Here is a 20,140-nt window from a genome sequence, read left to right as displayed (position 1 = left end):
ACAGGACAAATTTTTTTTTTGGATACTTTAAGCTCACAAAGGTAATTTTTATATTACACTTTAATGCTGAATTTTAAGGAGTAAACCAATGAAACGTTCAGGCTTTACCATGGTTGAATTAATCTTTGTTATTGTCATTGTAGGTATTTTGGCTGCGGTAGCGGTTCCAAAGCTAGCGGCAACACGGGATGATGCTAAAGTTGCAAGAATCAGTTCGGACGCCGCTAGATTTGTGAGCGATGTGGGAGCATACTATACCTCAAAAGATACTTTCGGAACGGCAACGCTTGGAGATATTACCAATGTCGAATTCGGAACGGTTGCGGCACCGACGGATACAACGACCCCTTTGGCGGGATCGACATTGGATTTGACGGATGGAGAGAACGTCTGTTTGGTATTTAAACCGGCTGCCGGCGGTGCCGATGGAAATATGACCATTTCTGCCGGGACGGGAACCGGTGCAATTTGTACCGAAGTACGATCGGTTGCGATTAAATCCAATATCCTTGGGGTTAATAATGCAGATAAAAATGTCTCTTTTAGCGGAACCCGCGTCGTTCAATAGCAAAGATGGTTTTGGATTAAACGTTTTATAAGATTAAGGGGTTCATAATGACACTAAGGTTACAAGAGTAATCTATATTTTAAACTTCAAGGAGTAAACCATGAAACGTTCGGGTTTTACTATGATCGAGCTGATCTTCGTTATCGTTATTTTGGGTATTTTGGCGGCAGTAGCTATTCCGAAATTGGCAGCAACACGGGATGATGCTAAAGTTGCAAAATTAAATTCGGATGCAGCTACGTTTGTGAGCGATATAGGGGCGTATTATACCTCCAAAGGTACATTCGGTACTGCATTTGTCGGTGATGTTACGAATGTTGCTTTCGTTGAACCATCAGCGACAACAACTTTGGCCGGTGCAACATTACATCTTGCTAATGGAACTGCTGCAGCTCAGAGTTGTTTGATATTTAAACCGTTTACTGTAGCCACCGGGGATGGCAATATGACAATTTCTGTAGGAACTGACACAACATCTAATGTTTGTAAGGCAGTACAAGCAGCAGCGGTCAAATCAAATCTTCTTGGTGCTTCTAATGCAGATAAAAACGTATCGTTTGGCGGAACTAGCGTCGTTCAATAACGCGTTTTGTATCACCTTCGGGTGATACCTCCTTTGAGTATTGACTTGACTTTTGAGATTCTAAGATGAATCGTAAAACTCAGAGCAACAGGGATTAGTATGAAACGAAACGCTTTTACAATGATCGAATTAGTATTCGTTATTGTCGTCTTGGGTATTTTGGCTGCAATTGCAATTCCCAAGTTGGCAGCGACACGGGACGATGCGCAAATGGCCAAAGGGCGCAGCGATGTGGCGGCCATTCGTGCGGCGATTGTCAGTGAGCGTCAAACGCGGTTATTGCAAGGGGACAGTAGCTATATTTCAGCATTAGATGGTGCAAGTGGCGGGATATTTGATGGAAATGATAGTACGCACATACTGTTGCAGTATGGTATTGCTCCGGGTACAGGTAACGGGCATTGGAGAAAAACAAATACGAATGAGTATACGTTTCATGTTCTCAATGCTGACACTGCATTTACCTATTATCCGGTAATCAACGGGACGCATCAAGCGGGTACATTTGATTGTGACCATACTACTGCAAACTGTAAAAGCTTGACGGAATAGATCCTTCATCGATAGTGAATTATTTTTATCAAATAGCCCTTTTGGGCTCTCCTCTTGAGTTGCTTACTTATCATTACGATGCCGGGCTTTCGGTCGGTATTCAAGTCTCTTTGACTCTTTCAAACCGTCAAATGTTAGGTGTGGTTGTCGAATCTACGGTAAAACCTGACTTCAAAACGCAAAGTATCCTCGAAATTTCCCCTCTCATCTATTCGGATTCCCAAATCAAAATGGCGCAGTTTATGGCGGAGTATTATGGGTGTTCGCTGGGCGAAGCGCTCAATGTGTTTGTACCGTTTTTAGACCATGAAGATCGGATTCTTCCGCCTCTTTCTCATTCTTTCGTCGATATTACCCTCTCTCCTTCGCAAAACGAAGCGCTTAATTTTATCCGCTCGCACCCAGTATCGCTCCTCTTTGGTGATACCGGTGCGGGGAAGAGCGAAATCTACATGCGGCGGATGGATGAAGTTTTACGTGCAGGTAAGAGGGCTTTATTGTTACTTCCTGAAATCTCATTAACACCGCAGATGGAAGATCGATTTAAAAAGCATTTCGGCGAAGCCTTTGTATTGTGGCACTCTAAAATGACGCCGAAACAAAAAAAAGTGACTCTGGAAAAAATTTATGGTGGAGAGGCGCGCATTATAGCGGGTCCTCGATCAGCCCTCTTTTTACCGATAGCGGATTTAGGATTGGTTGTGGTGGATGAGGAACATGATGAGAGCTATAAGTCTTCCTCCCGTCCTCGCTACAATGCACGGGATATGGCGATTTATTTAGGGAATATGATGAAAATTCCTGTTGTTTTGGGGAGCGCAACCCCCAGTCTTAGCAGTTACAGCAAATATCCCTTTACCCGTCTACGCGGCGGCTATTATGAGACGAAGCGGACATTTGTTTTTGAACCCTCGGTGGAATCGCTGAGTTGCACCATCGATGCAGCGATACAATCGAACTATAAAGCGGGGCATCAGGGGATCGTTTTTATCCCTACGCGCGCTAATTTTAAATATCTGGTGTGTGAGGGGTGCGGCAGTACCGTAGAGTGCCCGTTTTGCAGTGTCGGGATGAGTCTGCATCGCAATGCCCGTGCGTTGAAATGTCACTATTGTGCCTATACCGAGGTGCTTCCGAAAGTATGCCCGAAATGCCACAGCCCTCATCTCACCTCCTCACGGCTAGGTACGGCAGAAGCGGTAGAGCATTTCAAGGACGAAAATCCTAATCTCACCATCGCCCAGTTCGATCGCGATATTATCACGACGCAAAATAAACTGACCAAGGTTCTAAAAGCTTTTAACGGACGAGAGATTGATTTACTTGTCGGGACGCAGATGTTATCCAAAGGGCATGATTATCACGATATTGCCCTCGCTGTGGTAATGGGGATCGATAATTTACTGGGGCAGGCCGATTACCGTGCACGTGAAAAAGCACTCTCTTTGCTCATCCAAATAGCCGGCAGAAGCGGTCGAAAAAACAGTTCAACGGTTATTGTCCAAAGTTTTAATGAGTCGTTTTTCCGAAGTTACTTAGAAGATTATGAACAATTTTTAAAGGATGAGCAGAAACTGAGAGAGGGACGCTATCCCCCTACGAAAAAGCTGGCACGACTCCTCTATGCCCATAAAAATGGGATTAAAGCAAAGAGTGCGATGGAAGAGGCGGTGGATGTTTTACGTGGATTCAGAGAGATAGACATTGTCGGATTCGGCGCATCCCCGATAGAGCGGATCGCCGACAAATACCGATTTCAAATTCTGTTACGGAGTGATAAAAGTACCGATCTGATTCGAGCGATCAGGGTCGTAAAATCGCCGTTGTGTGAGATTGATATGGACCCGATAGAGTTTACGTAATATAGAACGCCAAAGGGATAAAATCTCTCTGGCTACGCTGGCCGCTATGGCACTGAAGCTTGCCTCGTTCGAGGCAGAAGTCAGTAAAAATTAACATCATAATGGTTACAATCTACCCTATGATAAAACGCTACCCTACTAAACAAATTTTTGTCGGAAATGTCCCCATCGGCGGAGATGCCCCCATCTCGGTACAGTCGATGACCTATTCGCGTACAGCGGATATTAGTGCAACCGTGGAGCAGATCAATCGGCTCCATTTTGCCGGATGTGATATTGTCCGCGTTGCCGTCCCCGATGAGGAGGATGCGCGTGCATTGAAATCGATCAAAGAACAAATTTCTCTTCCCCTTGTGGCGGATATCCATTTTAACTATAAACTGGCATTGATCGCTGCTGAGAGCGTAGACTGCATCCGTTTTAATCCCGGAAACATCGGTGAGAAATCGCGCATTCGTGAGATCGTAAAAGCGTGTCAGGAACGCTCAATTCCGATCCGTATCGGGGTGAATGCGGGAAGTCTGGAAAAAGAGTTTGAGCAGCGCTACGGACAAAGCGCCGAGGGGATGGTGGCATCTGCCGAGTATAACATCAAATTTCTCGAAGATTTAGGTTTTAGTGATATCAAGGTATCACTCAAAGCGAGTGATGTTCAGCGTACCGTTGAAGCGTATCGGATGTTACGTCCGAAGAACCACTATCCATTCCACCTCGGTGTGACCGAGGCGGGGACGATTTTTCATGCGACGATAAAAAGTGCGATCGGTCTGGGGACATTGTTATTAGAGGGGATCGGGGATACGATGCGTGTCTCCATCACCGGAGAGCTCGAAGAGGAGATCAAAGTCGGGCGCGCCATCCTCAAAGACAGCGGGGTGGCCAAAGAGGGACCCAATATCATCTCGTGTCCGACGTGCGGACGGATCGAAGCCGATTTGGTGAGTGCGGTAGCGGTAATCGAAGAGCGGACAAAACACATCAAAAAGCCCCTTGATCTTTCGGTCATGGGGTGTGTGGTAAACGCTATCGGGGAAGCGAAACATGCCGATGTCGCTATCGCCTATGGCAAAGGTTCTGGATTGGTGATGGTCAAGGGTGAAGTGGTTGCGCGATTGAGTGAAGATTTATTGGTGGATCGGTTTGTCGAAGAGGTCGAAAAAATGGCAAGGGAAGAGGATTAAATGGAAGAATCGTTATACAACTTAGCCTTTGAACGCTCTGTTTTGAGCTCTATCATTTTCGATCCCTCGCAGTTTGATGAGTTTGAAGCGATATTGATACCGGAAGATTTTTATCTCTCTGCCCATCAGGAAATTTATCGCTCGATGATGGCTCTATCGCATCGCGATCTCCCCATCGATGAAGAGTTTTTGAAAAAAGAGCTGACGGGGAAACAAAAATTTGATGAGCGGGTGATGGTGGAAATTCTCACTGCCAATCCGATCTCCAATACGACAGCTTATGTTCAAGAGATCAAAGACAAAGCGATTAAACGTCATTTGCTGACTCTTACGACGGAGATCAAGAGGGTAACGCTCGAAGAAGAGCTTTCGGGGGCGGATGTCGTCGATTTGGTCGAAAAAAAGCTCTACGAGATTACCCAAAGCTCTCAAGCGACCGATTTTAAAGATGCGGATACCGTGACCGATGAGACGATGCGCTACATCGAAGAGATGCGCGCGCGGGGCGATGCGATACTCGTCGGGGTTGATACGGGGTATGCCGAGCTTAATAAAATGACAACCGGATACGGCAAAGGGGATTTGGTCATCATCGCCGCCCGTCCTGCAATGGGGAAAACCTCATTTGCCCTCAATATGGTCCAAAATCTGATCGAAAAGGGGAAAGGGGTTGCCTTTTTCTCGTTGGAGATGCCTGCTGAACAGCTGATGCTGCGTCTTCTGAGTGTTCAAACCTCTATCCAGCTTCAACGTCTTCGTGTCGGGGATATGACCCCAGAGGAGTACAAACGGCTCAACGATGCGGTCGATAAGATGCGCCATACGAAACTTTTCGTGGACGATCACGGTTCGATCAATATCAATCAGCTCCGTTCCAAACTCCGAAAGCTCAAAAGCCGCCATCCTGAGATAGAAGTTGCCGTCATTGACTACTTGCAAATTATGAACGGAACAGGGGGGAAAGATCGTCACTTGGAGGTGAGTGAGATTTCACGCGGGCTAAAAATGCTCGCCCGTGAGTTGGAAATACCGATCATTGCCCTTTCACAGCTGAACCGTTCCCTCGAATCGCGCGCCGATAAACGTCCTATGCTCAGCGACATCCGTGAGTCGGGTTCGATCGAGCAGGATGCCGATATTATCCTTTTCGTCTACCGAAACGATGTCTATCTCTACAAAGAGGAAAAAGAGCGGGAGAAAGAGGCAATCTCTTCGGGCAAAGAGTTTATCTCAAAATACGTCGAAAAAGAGGAAGAAGAAGCCGAAATTATTATCGGCAAACAGCGTAACGGTCCGACAGGACATGTGAAGCTGATGTTCCAAAAGAAATTTACCCGCTTTATCGATAAACCGACGTTTGGGGCGGCACAGATCGTGTATGAAAATATCGATATGAAATCGGCAACGATGAATATGGACACTGAAACGGTTTCAATGCCGATAATATAGATGTCAAAATTAGAGAGAGTCGAGCTTTTTGATCTTAAAAGCGGCTCTCTCTTTTTGGTATTTCTCCTGTTTATACTCTCTTTATCTCTTTCGTATGAATACTATCAATTTAGCAAATTTAAACAGTTTGATGACCCGCTGGTTCGAGCCAATGTGATCGATCAAGAGGTACGGTTGATTTCGGATACTTCTAAAACTTCGATGAAACTTCGTCTTGAAAACGGATCCAGCGTTCGATGTGTCATGAGCCCTTATCTGCGCGATTTGCGCGGGCGGGACGTATTGGTCGAGTTGCAGGTTGCCAAAGTGAGTTTCTGGGATTATCTGAAAGGATTCCGTACTCGTGGGGTGATTGTGGAGGTGTATCCTACCCTTAGCCTGAAAGAGCGCGGATATCGGTTGATTGCTTCTGCACATCAGGATCAAACAATGAAAGAGCTTTACGGCGCTTTATTTGTAGCAACTCCGATGTCCGGAGAGTTTCAGTCACTGGTGGGGGCGATGGGGCTGAGTGCTATCCTCTCCATCAGCGGATACCATTTCGGGATTTTGAGTTTGATCGCATATTTTTTTCTTCGTACACCGTATCGGTGGTTACAAAATCGTTATTTCCCCTATCGGCACGGCAATCGGGATTTGGTTGTTGTTGTCACGTCCTTACTGTTTTTTTATTTATGGGCACTGGAATTTAACCCGGCGATGGTACGTTCGTTTGCGATGATCGCGGTGGGGTATTGGCTCTATGATCGGGGGATTAAAATCGTTTCGGTTCAAACGCTCTTTATCGCGATTACCCTTTTACTCGCTTTTTTCCCGCGACTCTTTTTTTCGATGGGCTTTTGGTTTTCGACGTTCGGTGTCTTGTCGATCTTTATCTTTGTTCGTCATTATGAACATTGGAAGCCATGGCAAATCTTTTTAGCGTTGAATGTATGGTGCTATCTCGTTATGTTGCCGATATCGCTCGCTATTTTTGGGACGTTTAGTTTTTGGCATATCGGTTCTATCCCTTTATCGCTTCTGTTTAATCTTTATTATCCCAGTGTTTTGGCTCTGCATCTGACTCCATGGGGAGATATTTATGACCCGTTGCTGCTCAAAATGTTTGCCTCGGCAAAGGTGGGAATGGTAACGATTCCTATAGCGGTGGGAGTTGGAAGTGTTTTTTTGGCTGTTGCGGCTATGCGATGGAAATGGGCGATGGGGAGTTTAGGGTTTTTGGGTTTCGGTACGTTGGTCAGCGCGATTTATCAGATAGCATAGTTTCATACCGTAGATGACGATGATCCATGAAACATAAATCCATAAAAAGAAGAAGATGAGAGCGGAAAAAGAGCCGTACATTGTGGCATAGGTTTTGTTATAAAAGACGTATTGGACAAAACTGTTTTTAGCAACTCCCCAGACGACGGCGACAATAAAGGAACTGATGGCGGCTGCTTTTGGAGAGACATCGGCATTTACGGCGATATGGTAGATCACGAAAAAAATTCCCCATAGCAATATAAAAGGGAAGATGGAGAGTGCCTGGAGCATAAAACCGCTGACATGCGAAACTAAGTAGGCTTTTAAACTCATAGAGGCGATGAGAACGATCGGCGTAAGGGTAATAAGGGTCCAATAGGTTGTAATGGCATCCCAAATCGCTCTCTTCGGGGTTTTGAAAATTTTACTGACGATATGTTCAAAGTTTTGGAAAAAAAGCAACGATGAAATAATCATTGTGCTAAAACCGATTACCCCTAGCTGCACGGAGTTTTGGAAAAAGGATTCTAAATATCCTGCAACTGCGGCGGTTTGAACCGGCATCATGTTTTCAAAAATAAAAATTTGAATTTTGGCGTATTGGGCGTTGAAAACGGGGACATTGGCGATAAGGCTGAGAGAGATGATCAGTAACGGTACAACGGTAAAAATAGTGTAAAAGCTGAGACTGGAGGCATAGACGGTAATTTCCCGATCAAAGAGCATTAGGAAAAAAAGGCGAATATGTCTGAGCATCGCTTTTACATTCATCGGTTATTTAAGCCCCATTTTCGCCGGATTAAGGATATTGTTGGGATCAAAGGCTTTTTTGATCGATTGAAACAGAGCCATCTCTTCAGCGGTAAAAGCCATGGACATATATGGGGCTTTGGCCAAGCCGATACCGTGTTCTCCGCTAAGGGTTCCGCCTAGATCGATGGTGGCTTGAAATACTTCACGGATCGCTTCATAGCCGATTTTGACCTGCTCCGGGTCTTTGCCGTCTACCATTACATTGGTGTGGACATTGCCATCGCCCGTGTGACCGAAGCAGGGGATATTGATAGCGTATTTTTTAGCAATGGCATCGAATCTTTCCAGTAATTCGGGGAGAGCGGAACGGGGGACGGTGACATCTTCGTTGATTTTTTTAGAGCCGTAAACGGAGAGCGATTGACTCGCATTGCGTCGGGCAAACCATAAGTCGGAGGCTTCTTGTTTGTTTTGAGCAATTTTAAATTCACTGCATCCGTTTTCTTGAAAGACTTTTTTGATCAATGCGAGTTGAAAATCAAGGTCTTCTTCGAGATTGCCATCGACATCGGTAACCAAGATCGCTCCGGCTTCTACGGGAAGCCCTTTATGGTAGATTTGCTCTACCGCTCGTATGGTGAGATTGTCCAAAAATTCCATAGCAACAGGGGTGACACCGCTTGCCATGGTTTTATAAACGGCTTCCATTGCTTCATGAACGGTTGGGAAAATTCCCATGGCTGTTTTGGTCATTTTCGGTTTTGAGAGGAGTTTTAGAGTCACTTCGGTAGTGACGGCAAGCGTCCCTTCGCTGGCAATCAAAATGCCTGTAATGTTGTATCCTGCTACATCTTTGATCGTACGCTTACCCGCTTTGATGATGTCACCGTTTGGGAGTACTGCACGCATTGCCATGACATAGTCTTTGGTAATGCCGTATTTGGCAGCACGCATTCCGCCGGCGTTTTCACTGACGTTACCGCCGATAGTAGAATATTCTTGGCTTGCCGGATCGGGAGGGTAAAAAAGGCCAACCTCTTCAACTGCACGTTGCAGTTCCATATTGACGACACCCGGTTGAACGATAGCGACCATGTTTTGCATATCGATCTCTAAAATTTTGTTCATATGTTTTTCAAATGCGAGGACGATACCTCCGGATGCCGGAAGCGCGCCTCCGGTGAAACCGCTTCCGGCTCCACGAGGGACGATAACGATTCGGTGTTCATTACAGTATTTGAGGATATCGCTAACATCGCTTTCGTGGCGAGGAAAAAGAACCAGATCGGGTTCGAAATGTTCCCGAGTTGCATCATACGAATAGGCAATTAAGTGCGCTTTATCACTGTAAACATTCTCTTTGCCCAATAATGTGGTGAAAAATTCGATGGCGGAAGCGGATAACATCGCTTACTCCTTAATTTGGAAGTGGTGCAATAGTGCACTTTTATCGCTAAATTTTGCTTTGTAAAGCTCATATAAATTGTGATTTGTTGAATTATTTAAAGCAATTTGTTCCAGATAATAAGGTTCATAACTTCCCAGTTGTGAGCTTCCCGTTCCCCACCATGCAGCTCTAATTTTTGGAACATGGGTAAAAAACGGTGTTTGAGCCGACCCCTTTTTTGGGATGGAAGGGGCACTGTCCAAGAGGGTAAAACTTTTACAATCCAGGGTAAATAGGGTTTGTGCACTTTGGATATAAAGAAGACCGATCGAATTGGCAGTGCAGTAATCGTGAAAATCTTGAACTAAAGGGGTCGGATGACCTTCGTGAGAGAGAAAGGTTGCATAATTATCCGGATGAATCCACTCGATATTGGGAATGCTTTTTGTGATAGATTCATAGGTGTCTTCATTTGGAGCGATGACAAGGGCACGTCCATAATCGTAGGCTATAATGGCTTCATCCGAAGGTTTTGGGCTCCAGATACCGCTTGGAAGGGCACTCTGGCTAAGACCGTCGTATTTGCTGATCTGTAAAATAGCACGGTTATTAGAAGGATTGGTTTGTTCGACACGTGCATTGGCAATAATGGTACTGTGCGTTGTGTCAAATTTGCGGACGATGAAACCGCTCATACCGACGCGCAAGTTGGGAGCTTCAATGGCCGCGCGTTCTCCTTCTACGGTAAGTAAGGGGGTTGAGATAGGTGAAGCGCACAGCGCACTAAAAGAGATAAGAGAATAAAGCCAAATGCGCATCATAGTAACCTTTTTAAAAAGTAAGTAGTTCGGATTATAGCTAAACATCCATTTGTAAACGAATTTTTTGATATTATTTAAGACTCTTTTGAGGTTCAGAATAGTTTTTAAGGATAGTAATGTGTCGATTTTTATGTTTACTTTTACTTCCTATACTTCTTTTCAGTGCTTCGATAAAACCGTTTAAGTGGAATGACGGTGAAAGTTTTCTAACCTTTTTGGAACGTAAAAAACTCCCTCTTGCGATTTACTACAATCTTGATAAAGAAGATCAAAAGCTTACGGAAGATATCCCGTATAACGCAAATTGTCAAATGTTACTTAATGATAAACATCTTATTCAACAAATTTTAATCCCTGTGAATGACGAGTTACAGCTGCAAATTTATCTTACGCCCAAAAGAAAATATGGGTTGAAAGTAGTTCCGATTATCAGTGAGACACACAGTGAAGTTCTCTATCTTCCTATTCAAAGTGTCCCCTATGACGACATCCTTAACGCGACAGGATCAAAAAATCTTGCGGCTACTTTTGTCAAAATGTTCAAAGGGAAAGTCAATTTTAAAAGTGATCTCAAAGTGGGTGATCCTTTGGTTTTGGTGTATGATCAAAAATATCGCCTCGGAAAACCGTTTTCTATGCCGGAAATTCATGGTGCAATGATCGATATGGGGGGAAAACATTTTGCAATGTACCGCCACAGTGACGGACGCTTTTACGATGCCAAAGGGGGACAATACGAAAAATTTCTTTTCAAGGCACCGATCTGTTCCCCGCGTATCACCTCAGGATTTACCAAAAGTCGTTGGCATCCTGTACTCCACCGCTATCGGGCGCACGTAGGGGTCGATTTTGGGGCTCGCCCCGGAACACCTATTTTGGCAACGGGTGAGGGGAAAATTTGTTTTGAGGGATTTTCCCGGGGGTATGGAAATACGATCAAGATACACCATTCCAACGGTTATATAAGCTTGTATGCCCATCAAAAAGCATTTAAAAGCGGAATACATCTGGGCTCATCCGTGAAACAAGGGGATGTCATCGGTTATGTGGGGTCTACAGGTCTCTCTTCGGGTCCCCATTTGCATTTTGGGATGTACATCGGCTCGACACCGATCGATCCTCTGAGCGTTATGAAGAAGAAAACCGAAGGCTTTAGCGGTAAAGAGCGGAGGGTATTTCTTGCAATCCGCGATAAATTGGATCGTATTTTCAGACAAAAACTCTCATCTAAACCGGTAGCACACAAATATGTCGATTTCCAAGATATCTATTATGTTGACAGTGGAACATTTAAGCCTAAACCGTTCTGATAAGGGGTTCTTGTGATTCAAGATGTTGAAATTCTCCCATGCAGTACTTCGGCTTTTATTCAACCTAAACGTATGCTATATACGCAGGAAGGAAAAGCAAAAACTTGGGATATGGTGGATGTTCATGATAGCGTCGCGATCATTCTGTATCATGAAGAACGCCAAGCGCTGATCGTCGTGCGGCAGTTTCGTCCCCCTGTCTATCTCAAAAATAATGACGGTTTTACGTATGAGTTGTGTGCAGGGATTGTGGATAAAGACAAATCGTTGGTTGAGATCGCCCAGGAAGAGATACTTGAGGAGTGCGGATATCAGGTACCGTTAGACTCCATTGAACGTGTAACGTCATTTTACACCGCAGTGGGGTTTGCCGGTTCGGTTCAAACGCTCTACGTTGCATCGGTTAATGAATCAATGCGTGTCAGTGAAGGGGGCGGAATCGAAGCGGAACAAATCGAAGTCATGTATATCGATGTGGCGGATGCAAAATATTTTGTGATGGATGAGACCAAAGCCAAAACACCGGGTCTAATGTTCGGCTTTGGATGGTTTTTTGAAAATCGAGTGTAGTGCCCCCATAGGGGGATGACGAAACTAAAATCGATCTAGAAATTGATATTCAATGCGGTATTAAAGGATCGTCCCATCCCTTGTAACGGGGTATAGCTACTGGCGGTATAATTGACAACATCCACTCCTCCCAGTGGCATTTCATACGCTTTGTTAAAAAGGTTGGTTACTGCTACATCAAATTTAATATCCTTTGAAATTTGGTAACCGGTTCGAAGATCGACAAGTGCATATCCCGGAGTCATCGGTTCTTTGCGGAGGGTATCAACGGAATCTTTTGCACCAACGGCTTGAATATCAATACCGTTGTTCCATGCACCGGAAACACGATCTAAACTGACTTTAGCATGAAATGGCATCATATGATAGAGGGATCCGCCATCATCGCGTATTCCGCGAGTGTATCCGATGACGGATCTAAGCGTACCGGTTCCGCTATTAGCATTATCCCAAAGGGTTGCATATCCGGAGAGGTCAGCCCCGAAAAGATGAGCATCGGTATTGACAAATTGTAGAAGTTGAATATTCGTGAAGTTACCCGTGGTTGCTTTGCCTAAATATTTGACATCAATATAATTTTGAACTTTGCTGTAATAAGGGGTAAATTTGAATCCCCACTCTTTTTGTGCTGCATCATGGAGGGATAGTGTCGCACTAATGGTATTGGCAACTTCAGGTTTAAGATCAAGGTTTCCTACGTAACCGTTTGCGTCTCCGAACCAGTTTACCATGGCCATATCCATTCGGATTGGGCTACTTGCCATAGCGGTAATATTTGAACCGTATCCTCCTGCCCATGCAAACCGTTCGTAAATATTAGGAGATCGTGTTTTGCGGGCGAAGCCGAGTTCAAAATCACTGGAATTACTATACTCATATTTGGACATTGCAGTAAAATCGTAGTTTACATCCCGTTTTGAATGATCCCGTGCATTGAAACCGGCCGCATCGGTGGGGTCATTATTGGTACTGTTATAGCCCGTAACATTTCCGGTATTCATGGTTACAATATCGGTGCGTAGCCCGATAATCGATGAAAGTTTATCGTTCCATTGAGAGACATTTTCTGCGAATAATCCAAAACGATCCCGATGACCATCATTAATATTAACAAAGGTATTAGGATTCATCCCTGTACTGGTTCCTCCAGCAGCAGGCCACCAATCATTTAATTTGTAGCGATCCATATCGCTTCCAAATTTGAGGGTATGTTCTTTTGAAAGAGGGAGAGTTGCTTTGAGGTTGAAGCCCGTCTCTACCGCCTCAGTATGCATTGGCATATTTCCGATCCGCTCAGTCAAAAGTTTATTCATATAGTGATCGGTTTTTTGGCGAAAAGCATTGGCATCCAACAAAAGATTTCCAAGACGTCCTTTGTAGATCAAATTAAAGTTAGTGGAGGTATTATCGAGCATATCCATGTACTCGTTTGGGAAACCTGCATAATCAACATAGGTTTTAGCGACTTTGAGAGAGAGAATATTGTCATCATCAAGTTTATAAGCCAAGGTAGCGGCTTGATTTTGTTGTTGATACAGTGTAGCTTTAACAAGTTTTCCGTTTCCATCTCGGTAATCACCTGCTTTTTCAGCAAAGCCTGAATAGCTGACGCTGATTTTGTCATTGGCGGCATTGGCATTAATTGCAGCGCCGCGTGCGCCGTTGTTGCTATGATAAAAACCGCTTAAATTGCCCCCCATAACCACTTCGCCTGGTTTTTGAGCAAATACAGGATCTTTGGATTTTACAATGATGGTTCCTCCGATACTGTCACCGCCATAGCTTACCGGAGTAATGCCCGCCATGACTTCCATAACGGCAATTTTAGAGGTATCGATATAGGAGAGTGCAGGATTCATGTGATTTGGACATGCCGAGGTAATAGTCATGCCGTCAATATCGATTTTAACACGATCATCGGCCATACCGTGAATGACGGGCAGGGAAGCGGTACTTCCGTTGGAATAGAGACTGACTCCGGGTAAATCGGCTAATAAGGTAGCGGAATCTCCGGACATTTTGGTAGCCGCAGGTAATTGTGTCATGTCAACCGCGGTGACATCCGATTTTGGTGCATCGACTTCGACGGTTAGTTTTTGGATCGTGAGCGGTTCCGAGGCGAGAGCGGCAATGGCCGCTAAAGAGAGAAGAGCAGCATTCTTCATACTTTAAATCCTTAAGTAAATATGAAGAATTGTACGGAAGAAGTGTTACAATAGTGTTAAGTCTACACTCTGTTTAAACGGTATGGAGTGGAGGAGTTTTTCCGGTTTTCCGGTATAGTACCCTTGGGAATAATCAACCCCCAGATTTTTTACAGCCGCGTAAATTGCTTCATCACTTACAAATTCGGCTATTGTTTTAGCGCCGATTTTATGGGCAAAACTGACGATGGTTTCAACAACAATATGATGCCTCGTATTATCGGTAATCCCTTGGATCAGGGAACCGTCTATCTTGATATAATCAACGCTCAATTTGAGAATATTTTCAAAATTTGAATACCCGGTTCCAAAATCATCGATCGCTATTTTGGCCCCCAAAGCTTTTACTTGTGTAATAAAATGGGTCACTTCTTCATAATTTTCTATCCCTTCGGATTCGAGAATTTCAAATACAATTCGAGAAGCTGTACCTGTTTTGGTAATGGTATTAATAATCTCTTGAACGATATAGGGATCTCGTAAGTCACTATCAGAAAGATTGATAGAAAATTCCTCATTTCGTGTTGAAAATAGGGTACAGGCTTGATTGATTACTTCGGTTGTAATATGAGAATAAAGTTTGGCTTTTTTTGCAATGGTTAAAAAACTTGCGGGAGAGAGGATGTTTCCATTATTATCAAGCATACGTACGAGAGTCTCATACTTATCTATCCTTCCATCGGTCAGATTCACGATAGGCTGGTAGTGACATAGAATCCGTTTTTGACTCAATGCATTGCGGATAATAGCGCTCATCCTCATATTTGCACGATAGGTTTCTTCTATATTTTCATGCTCGGCATAAAGAGCGATCGACTTTTTATCTTTTTTGGCTCTGTTTAATGCAATATCGGCACGTGTTAATAATTTATCATTTCCAATTGCCACGCCGACGCTCATACGGATATTGATAGCTTCCTCATCAACAACAAAAACATTTTCTTCTAATAATGACATCAATGCGGAAATTCGGCTGTGTAGATCATTCCACACAATCTCTTCATAGAGCAAAATAGCAAATTCATCTCCGCCGATTCGATACGGTGAAAAATTCATGCTGCAAAACCATTTTCCGATTTGACTCAAGAGGGCATCCCCCGTTTCAATGCCGAAAAAGTCATTAATCTCTTTAAAATCATCTATATTGAAAATTACACACGTAGTAGGATTTTTTTCTCCCATATCTGAGACAATTTTCTGACGATTGGGTAATTCAGTCAGCTGGTCAAAGTAGGCTAGTTTTAAGGATTTGTTTTGACTTTTTCGTAAGGCGCTTAAGTCGGTAAAAACAGCAAGATAATTTTGAATTTTTTTATTCTCATCGGTGATCGCATTAATACTCACCCATGCCGGAAACAGTTCACCATTTTTACGTCGGTTCCATAATTCACCGCTCCAGTGTTTTTCTTTTAACAATGAATGCCACAAAAATTGGTAAAAAGAAACTTCATGTTTTAAGGAAGATAAAATATCAGGATTTTTCCCAATGACTTCATTTTCTTGATAACCGAACGTTTTAACAAAGGCATTATTTACTTTAATAATATTGTTGTTACGGTCGGTAACGATCATGCTGTCTGAAGCATGCTTCATGGCCATAGCCATGATTTCAAACTCACGTTGATTTGCATCAATATTGGTTTTTTTTAATATATCCAGTAATCCAAAATCGGCTTTTTTATTCATGAATTGCTTTTCTTAACAGAAAAATGACAACTAAATCGCTCATTTAAGCGGGTAAAGTAAGTAAAGTAAGGCATATTATCAGAATCTGCTTTGAATAATTTATTTTTTATAGGGATATTTTTGCTATCGCAATATAACTTTTGACGCATTATAACAATTGTTCTACTTTCAATTGTATTTATTACTTATAGGAAAGTAATAATAGAAATTATTAATTTTTTTACCAAGTTGTATAATATCTTTCAGCCTAATTTTTAGGGACTTTTTTGGTTATTATTAGGCTCTTGAAGAAAACCTATAAATAGAGCTAACAAGGCAATAAATGAATAGTACTTTACTGCATTCGATAGAATCCTTTCCTCCGTTATCTGAATCCATTAATAAAATGAATGAACTTTGCCGTTTTGAAGATGTTGATTTAAAAGCTTTTATTCGGCTAATTGAATCTGACCCGCTTTTGTATACCGATATTCTTCGTTATTCGAATGTTCCTTATCATGGATTTAGCAATCCAATTACATCGATATCGCAAGCAATCGCCCTTTTCGGGATCTCGGCAATCCGAGGAATGGCTCTTACCGCTGAGTTAAAAGCGAATCCTTCGACGGATCTTACCCCGTATGGCATTACTGTTGATCAATGGTTCGCGGTTATGGAAAAACAACAACGTTTTCTGGATCTTTGGCTTAGGAAAAAACATCGCGCGATGTTGCAATCGCTGGGAGGACTTACCTTCATCCTTGAAATCGGACGTTTGATTTCATCCTATTCTCTGATGTTTAACAATAACGCTTACTGCTTTACGGAAGATGAACCCGAAAAGCTCTCTCTTGAAGAAAAAAATGTCGTCGGTGCGTCAGGGGATGAATTGGCTGCAACATTGTTTGAATTGTGGAATTTTGATAAGCTTTTTGTCAATTCTTTAGGCTATTCACTGAATCCTGAAAATGGGCTTGAACCCGAAATTTGCGCGGCTATAAAGTGTGCAAGAACTCTTTTTAATCTGAAATATATAAAAGCATTTGAAGAAGTTGAGCCTATGTTAAAACAATTCAATTTCGACCGTAATGATGCCAACGTTGCCTATGAAATACTACTTACTCAGGGGTAAATAGTTATGGGAGATACTACAAAATGAATATGAAACAGATAGGTTTTACTTTTTTGCTTTTGGTCGCTTCGGGCTACTTTTTATACTCCGGTTTTTCGCTCTTATTTGGAACACCGAAGGGATAAAATCCTTTCGGTTACGCTCGCCACTATGGCACTGAAGCTTGCCCTGCCGGGCAGAATTCATTCTACTTTTAAAGATACTTCTTCGGGGAATTGCATTGTGACACAGTGCAGTGATCCGTGTTGACGGATCAAGACGGAGCAGTCGATAGGGATAATATCGCGTCCGTGGAAGGCTTTTTTGCAGATCGCGATTGCTTCGGCATCATGCGGATCGTTATAGACAGGCAAGAGTACGGCGTCGTTAATAATCAAGAAGTTTGCATAGGTTGCCGGTAACCGCTCACCGTCGTAAAACGTCGGGTTGCACATTGGCAATGCGATTAAATTAAACGGTTCCCCCTCTATGTCTCGTAGAGTTTGCAACTCGCTCTCCATCTTTTTCAAAGCATCGTAATGTTCATCCTCTTTGTCGTCGCATTTGACATACATAATCGTATCGGTATCAATAAATCGGGCGAGAGTGTCGATGTGGCTGTCGGTGTCATCTCCGGCTAAATAGCCGTGATTGAGCCATAAGATTTGCTCGACGCCAAACTCGTTTTTGAGGATGGCTTCGGTTTGAGGTTTGGTGAGGTGTGTATTGCGGTTTGGGTTTAGAAGACACTCTGCCGTAGTGAGTAAACTTCCCGCCCCGTTTGTCTCAACGCCGCCGCCCTCTAATATAAGGTCAATTTTTTTCATTGGTGCGCCATATACGTTGCTGATTGCACGGCTCATTGCGTTATCACGGGATGAGTCGAATTTTCCACCCCATCCCGTAAAGGTGAAATCAAGGAGTAAAGGCTCATCTTCCTCCTCATCAATGACACTTAATGCGCTGCAATCACGTGCCCAGGTATCATCGCTCTGATAGGCAATAAAAATTAGATTTTCTTGGTTTTTGAAATAACTTTTGACAAGTTCAACATCATCACAGATGAGCAGGCAAGGTTGATAGCGGGCGACAGCGGTGGCAATATTGACGAAGCATTGACGTGCCTCTTCGAGATAGGGTGCCCAGTCACTTTGCGGGTGGGGAAAGATGAGTTGGACAAAACTTTGGGGTTCAAATTCGGCGGGGAAATAGCGCATTAATTTACCTTGGTCTATAATTTCACCATCTCACCCAGTAGGGAAACAATGGCATCGATCAAACTTAGCCGTGAGGCACTGATTTATAATCTTGACATTATTACACATCAAGTCGGTGGAAAAGATAAAATAGCCGTGGTTTTAAAAGACAACGCGTACGGCCATGGTGCTCTCATGATCGCACAAGCGGCGTCGGAGTACGGTGTACGAAATGCTGTTGTGCGATTGGAGCGTGAAGCGGCAGAGATTGTCGAGTTTTTTGAGCGTATTTTGATTTTAGCCGACATGCCTGATCGTCCCAATGAAACGTTTAGCTATGCCATCAACTCCCTCGAATCGATCCCTTTATTTCCTCGCGGTACTCATGTCGAATTGAAAATGGATACCGGGATGCACCGCAACGGTATCTCCCCTTCGGCTCTTAGTAAAGCGTTTGAACAAATCTCTGCGCAGGGATTGATCTGTAAGGGTGTGTTTACCCACTTTCGAAGTGCCGATACTCTAAGCAGCGAGTGGTACTGGCAGCGTAGAGCGTTTGATGCAATCAAAATAGAATCCGTGAAACTTGCCAAAAAGTATAAGTGGCATCTTCGCTTTCACGCATCGAACTCTGCCGGTACTTTTCGTTCGCACTGCAGTGACGATATGGTACGCGTCGGTATTGCATTATATGGATGTTTGGAGATGGATACGACATTACCGCAACCGCCTCTTAAGTCGGTTCTCTCACTGTATGGAGATAAAATTGCTACCCGCGTTTTGAAAAAAGGGGAACGGATCGGTTATAACGGCATTTATGAAGCGAAGGAGGATGAGGTGATATCGACGTATGATTTAGGGTATGCGAACGGATTGGATCGCCTTGCTTCCAACCGCTACATCACCCCTGAGGGTATTGCGCTGCGCGGACGTATCTCGATGGATAATGCAGCTTTTTCGAGTGATGCGGATGAGCTGCTTATTTTTGATAACGCCAATGAATACGCCAAAGCGGTAGGTACGATCGGATATGAGATTTTGGCGTGTTTGGATAAAGAGTTAAAACGGGAATGGCGCAATTAAGAGGTTATTTTAATAATCGCGTCGGCAAAAATGGCTCCATCGAGCCGTAGATCAATCAATTTTTCAAGACTGCTCATATCTTCAACATACCCTAATACTTTTGCATCAAAAAGATAATGTTCTGCGACACGCTGAATTTCGATACCCGCTTTGGGATTGACAATGAGATAGGTAGCGCGTAAATTCTCCCCTATGACCGCATCGGTAACGGAATCAATGTGAAGGGCAAAGCGTATACCGTGTGTACGCAAATGCTCAATCAAATCAAGATTTTCAGGGGTGAAGAAAAGGGTGACTATGGAATTGGGCGGAGTGCGTCGAATCGCTTCGAGCGATTCAATATGATAAAACGTCTCCGAGGCGATATAAGGGTGTCCGAACAGTAGCATTTAGGCCTCCAGGCACTCGTGTGAGCAGTAGTATTTTCCATCTCTCATTAATGATTCCTTGAGCTGAACATAGGTTCCACATTGGGCGCAGGGGATCATTGCCTCTTCTTGTGAATGATCATTTCTGGGTGCTGAGAGACTTTTTTTCTTGAAAAATACAAAATAGACGGTACTTACAAGACCGACAAAAAGCAATAGTTTTAATAACATT

Annotated in this window: 19 protein-coding genes; 11 read left to right on the top strand and 8 right to left on the bottom strand. The window is 43.6% G+C overall.

Features of this window, described 5'->3' with window-relative positions; genetic code table 11:
* Positions 1 to 88: 88 nt before the first annotated feature.
* The 7 genes from WC407_RS08685 to WC407_RS08655 all read left to right on the top strand — a co-directional run bounded on the left by WC407_RS08685 (position 89) and on the right by WC407_RS08655 (position 7,458).
* Entirely contained in the window at positions 89 to 568 is a 480-nt protein-coding gene (locus tag WC407_RS08685; RefSeq protein ID WP_373022231.1) for a type II secretion system protein, read from the top strand.
* A 100-nt stretch (positions 569 to 668) separates the two neighbouring features.
* The gene (locus WC407_RS08680) at positions 669 to 1,151 is read left to right on the top strand and encodes a type II secretion system protein (RefSeq protein WP_373022230.1); all 483 of its coding nucleotides are present in this window, start codon (positions 669 to 671) and stop codon (positions 1,149 to 1,151) included.
* A 99-nt stretch (positions 1,152 to 1,250) separates the two neighbouring features.
* On the top strand, positions 1,251 to 1,703 hold the full coding sequence (locus WC407_RS08675) for a type II secretion system protein (RefSeq protein WP_373022229.1): 453 nt from the start codon (positions 1,251 to 1,253) through the stop codon (positions 1,701 to 1,703).
* A 14-nt stretch (positions 1,704 to 1,717) separates the two neighbouring features.
* A complete protein-coding gene (locus tag WC407_RS08670; protein WP_373022228.1) occupies positions 1,718 to 3,565 on the top strand; it encodes a primosomal protein N' in 1,848 nt (615 codons plus the stop codon).
* A gap of 119 nt (positions 3,566 to 3,684) precedes the next feature.
* Complete coding sequence (gene ispG / locus WC407_RS08665) at positions 3,685 to 4,746, top strand: flavodoxin-dependent (E)-4-hydroxy-3-methylbut-2-enyl-diphosphate synthase (protein WP_373022227.1); 1,062 nt, start codon at positions 3,685 to 3,687, stop codon at positions 4,744 to 4,746.
* A complete protein-coding gene (locus tag WC407_RS08660) occupies positions 4,747 to 6,195 on the top strand; it encodes a replicative DNA helicase (protein WP_373022226.1) in 1,449 nt (482 codons plus the stop codon).
* A complete protein-coding gene (locus tag WC407_RS08655; RefSeq protein ID WP_373022224.1) occupies positions 6,196 to 7,458 on the top strand; it encodes a ComEC/Rec2 family competence protein in 1,263 nt (420 codons plus the stop codon).
* Here the strand turns inward: WC407_RS08655 and WC407_RS08650 are convergent.
* From WC407_RS08650 to WC407_RS08640, 3 genes are read right to left on the bottom strand one after another with little or no spacing between them, the layout of a single operon-like run.
* Positions 7,405 to 8,211, bottom strand: a complete 807-nt coding sequence (locus WC407_RS08650; protein ID WP_373022222.1) for a YihY/virulence factor BrkB family protein — start codon at positions 8,209 to 8,211, stop codon at positions 7,405 to 7,407. The genes WC407_RS08655 and WC407_RS08650 overlap by 54 nt on opposite strands.
* 3 nt (positions 8,212 to 8,214) lie before the next feature.
* Complete coding sequence (locus WC407_RS08645) at positions 8,215 to 9,600, bottom strand: FAD-linked oxidase C-terminal domain-containing protein (RefSeq protein WP_373022221.1); 1,386 nt, start codon at positions 9,598 to 9,600, stop codon at positions 8,215 to 8,217.
* 3 nt (positions 9,601 to 9,603) lie between these two features.
* Complete coding sequence (locus WC407_RS08640) at positions 9,604 to 10,401, bottom strand: plasminogen-binding N-terminal domain-containing protein (RefSeq protein ID WP_373022220.1); 798 nt, start codon at positions 10,399 to 10,401, stop codon at positions 9,604 to 9,606.
* A 116-nt stretch (positions 10,402 to 10,517) separates the two neighbouring features.
* Here WC407_RS08640 and WC407_RS08635 point away from each other — a divergent pair, with 116 nt between their 5' ends.
* Together WC407_RS08635 and WC407_RS08630 are read left to right on the top strand one after the other, a co-directional pair.
* Entirely contained in the window at positions 10,518 to 11,711 is a 1,194-nt protein-coding gene (locus WC407_RS08635; protein ID WP_373022219.1) for a peptidoglycan DD-metalloendopeptidase family protein, read from the top strand.
* A gap of 12 nt (positions 11,712 to 11,723) precedes the next feature.
* Positions 11,724 to 12,281, top strand: coding sequence for an NUDIX domain-containing protein (locus WC407_RS08630; protein WP_373022218.1), 558 nt, complete (start codon positions 11,724 to 11,726; stop codon positions 12,279 to 12,281).
* 35 nt (positions 12,282 to 12,316) lie between these two features.
* Here WC407_RS08630 and WC407_RS08625 read toward each other — a convergent pair whose 3' ends face one another.
* Both WC407_RS08625 and WC407_RS08620 read right to left on the bottom strand, forming a co-directional pair.
* Positions 12,317 to 14,446, bottom strand: a complete 2,130-nt coding sequence (locus WC407_RS08625) for a TonB-dependent receptor domain-containing protein (protein WP_373022217.1) — start codon at positions 14,444 to 14,446, stop codon at positions 12,317 to 12,319.
* A 45-nt stretch (positions 14,447 to 14,491) separates the two neighbouring features.
* Positions 14,492 to 16,171, bottom strand: coding sequence for a putative bifunctional diguanylate cyclase/phosphodiesterase (locus WC407_RS08620; protein WP_373022216.1), 1,680 nt, complete (start codon positions 16,169 to 16,171; stop codon positions 14,492 to 14,494).
* Between the two features lie 322 nt (positions 16,172 to 16,493).
* Between WC407_RS08620 and WC407_RS08615 the strand changes: the two genes are divergently transcribed.
* On the top strand, positions 16,494 to 17,282 hold the full coding sequence (locus WC407_RS08615; RefSeq protein ID WP_373022215.1) for an HDOD domain-containing protein: 789 nt from the start codon (positions 16,494 to 16,496) through the stop codon (positions 17,280 to 17,282).
* Positions 17,283 to 17,464: 182 nt separating this feature from the next.
* Here WC407_RS08615 and WC407_RS08610 read toward each other — a convergent pair whose 3' ends face one another.
* Positions 17,465 to 18,478: an agmatine/peptidylarginine deiminase gene (locus tag WC407_RS08610; RefSeq protein WP_373022214.1), complete on the bottom strand. Its 1,014-nt coding sequence runs from the start codon at positions 18,476 to 18,478 to the stop codon at positions 17,465 to 17,467.
* A 48-nt stretch (positions 18,479 to 18,526) separates the two neighbouring features.
* Here WC407_RS08610 and WC407_RS08605 point away from each other — a divergent pair, with 48 nt between their 5' ends.
* Positions 18,527 to 19,540: an alanine racemase gene (locus WC407_RS08605; protein ID WP_373022213.1), complete on the top strand. Its 1,014-nt coding sequence runs from the start codon at positions 18,527 to 18,529 to the stop codon at positions 19,538 to 19,540.
* On the opposite strand, the gene WC407_RS08600 is transcribed toward WC407_RS08605, so the two are convergent.
* Entirely contained in the window at positions 19,537 to 19,929 is a 393-nt protein-coding gene (locus WC407_RS08600) for a hypothetical protein (protein WP_373022212.1), read from the bottom strand. The genes WC407_RS08605 and WC407_RS08600 overlap by 4 nt on opposite strands.
* The gene (locus WC407_RS08595; protein WP_373022211.1) at positions 19,930 to 20,139 is read right to left on the bottom strand and encodes a PP0621 family protein; all 210 of its coding nucleotides are present in this window, start codon (positions 20,137 to 20,139) and stop codon (positions 19,930 to 19,932) included.
* Position 20,140: the final 1 nt, after the last annotated feature.

The sequence above is a fragment of the Sulfuricurvum sp. genome, from assembly GCF_041651515.1.
Classification (GTDB): domain Bacteria; phylum Campylobacterota; class Campylobacteria; order Campylobacterales; family Sulfurimonadaceae; genus Sulfuricurvum.
The sequence above is the reverse complement of the archived record's forward strand: the minus strand, read 5'-3'. Positions and strand labels throughout refer to the sequence as shown.

What these genes read in the sequence shown, in the direction of transcription:
- WC407_RS08685 (WP_373022231.1), top strand. Translation starts at nt 89, where the DNA reads ATGAAACGTTCAGGCTTTACCATGGTTGAATTAATCTTTGTTATTGTC.
- WC407_RS08680 (WP_373022230.1), top strand. Translation starts at nt 669, where the DNA reads ATGAAACGTTCGGGTTTTACTATGATCGAGCTGATCTTCGTTATCGTT.
- WC407_RS08675 (WP_373022229.1), top strand. Translation starts at nt 1,251, where the DNA reads ATGAAACGAAACGCTTTTACAATGATCGAATTAGTATTCGTTATTGTC.
- ispG (WP_373022227.1), top strand. Translation starts at nt 3,685, where the DNA reads ATGATAAAACGCTACCCTACTAAACAAATTTTTGTCGGAAATGTCCCC.
- WC407_RS08660 (WP_373022226.1), top strand. Translation starts at nt 4,747, where the DNA reads ATGGAAGAATCGTTATACAACTTAGCCTTTGAACGCTCTGTTTTGAGC.
- WC407_RS08655 (WP_373022224.1), top strand. Translation starts at nt 6,196, where the DNA reads ATGTCAAAATTAGAGAGAGTCGAGCTTTTTGATCTTAAAAGCGGCTCT.
- WC407_RS08650 (WP_373022222.1), bottom strand. Translation starts at nt 8,211, where the DNA reads ATGAATGTAAAAGCGATGCTCAGACATATTCGCCTTTTTTTCCTAATG.
- WC407_RS08645 (WP_373022221.1), bottom strand. Translation starts at nt 9,600, where the DNA reads ATGTTATCCGCTTCCGCCATCGAATTTTTCACCACATTATTGGGCAAA.
- WC407_RS08640 (WP_373022220.1), bottom strand. Translation starts at nt 10,401, where the DNA reads ATGATGCGCATTTGGCTTTATTCTCTTATCTCTTTTAGTGCGCTGTGC.
- WC407_RS08635 (WP_373022219.1), top strand. Translation starts at nt 10,518, where the DNA reads ATGTGTCGATTTTTATGTTTACTTTTACTTCCTATACTTCTTTTCAGT.
- WC407_RS08625 (WP_373022217.1), bottom strand. Translation starts at nt 14,446, where the DNA reads ATGAAGAATGCTGCTCTTCTCTCTTTAGCGGCCATTGCCGCTCTCGCC.
- WC407_RS08620 (WP_373022216.1), bottom strand. Translation starts at nt 16,171, where the DNA reads ATGAATAAAAAAGCCGATTTTGGATTACTGGATATATTAAAAAAAACC.
- WC407_RS08615 (WP_373022215.1), top strand. Translation starts at nt 16,494, where the DNA reads ATGAATAGTACTTTACTGCATTCGATAGAATCCTTTCCTCCGTTATCT.
- WC407_RS08610 (WP_373022214.1), bottom strand. Translation starts at nt 18,478, where the DNA reads ATGCGCTATTTCCCCGCCGAATTTGAACCCCAAAGTTTTGTCCAACTC.
- WC407_RS08605 (WP_373022213.1), top strand. Translation starts at nt 18,527, where the DNA reads ATGGCATCGATCAAACTTAGCCGTGAGGCACTGATTTATAATCTTGAC.
- WC407_RS08600 (WP_373022212.1), bottom strand. Translation starts at nt 19,929, where the DNA reads ATGCTACTGTTCGGACACCCTTATATCGCCTCGGAGACGTTTTATCAT.
- WC407_RS08595 (WP_373022211.1), bottom strand. Translation starts at nt 20,139, where the DNA reads ATGTTATTAAAACTATTGCTTTTTGTCGGTCTTGTAAGTACCGTCTAT.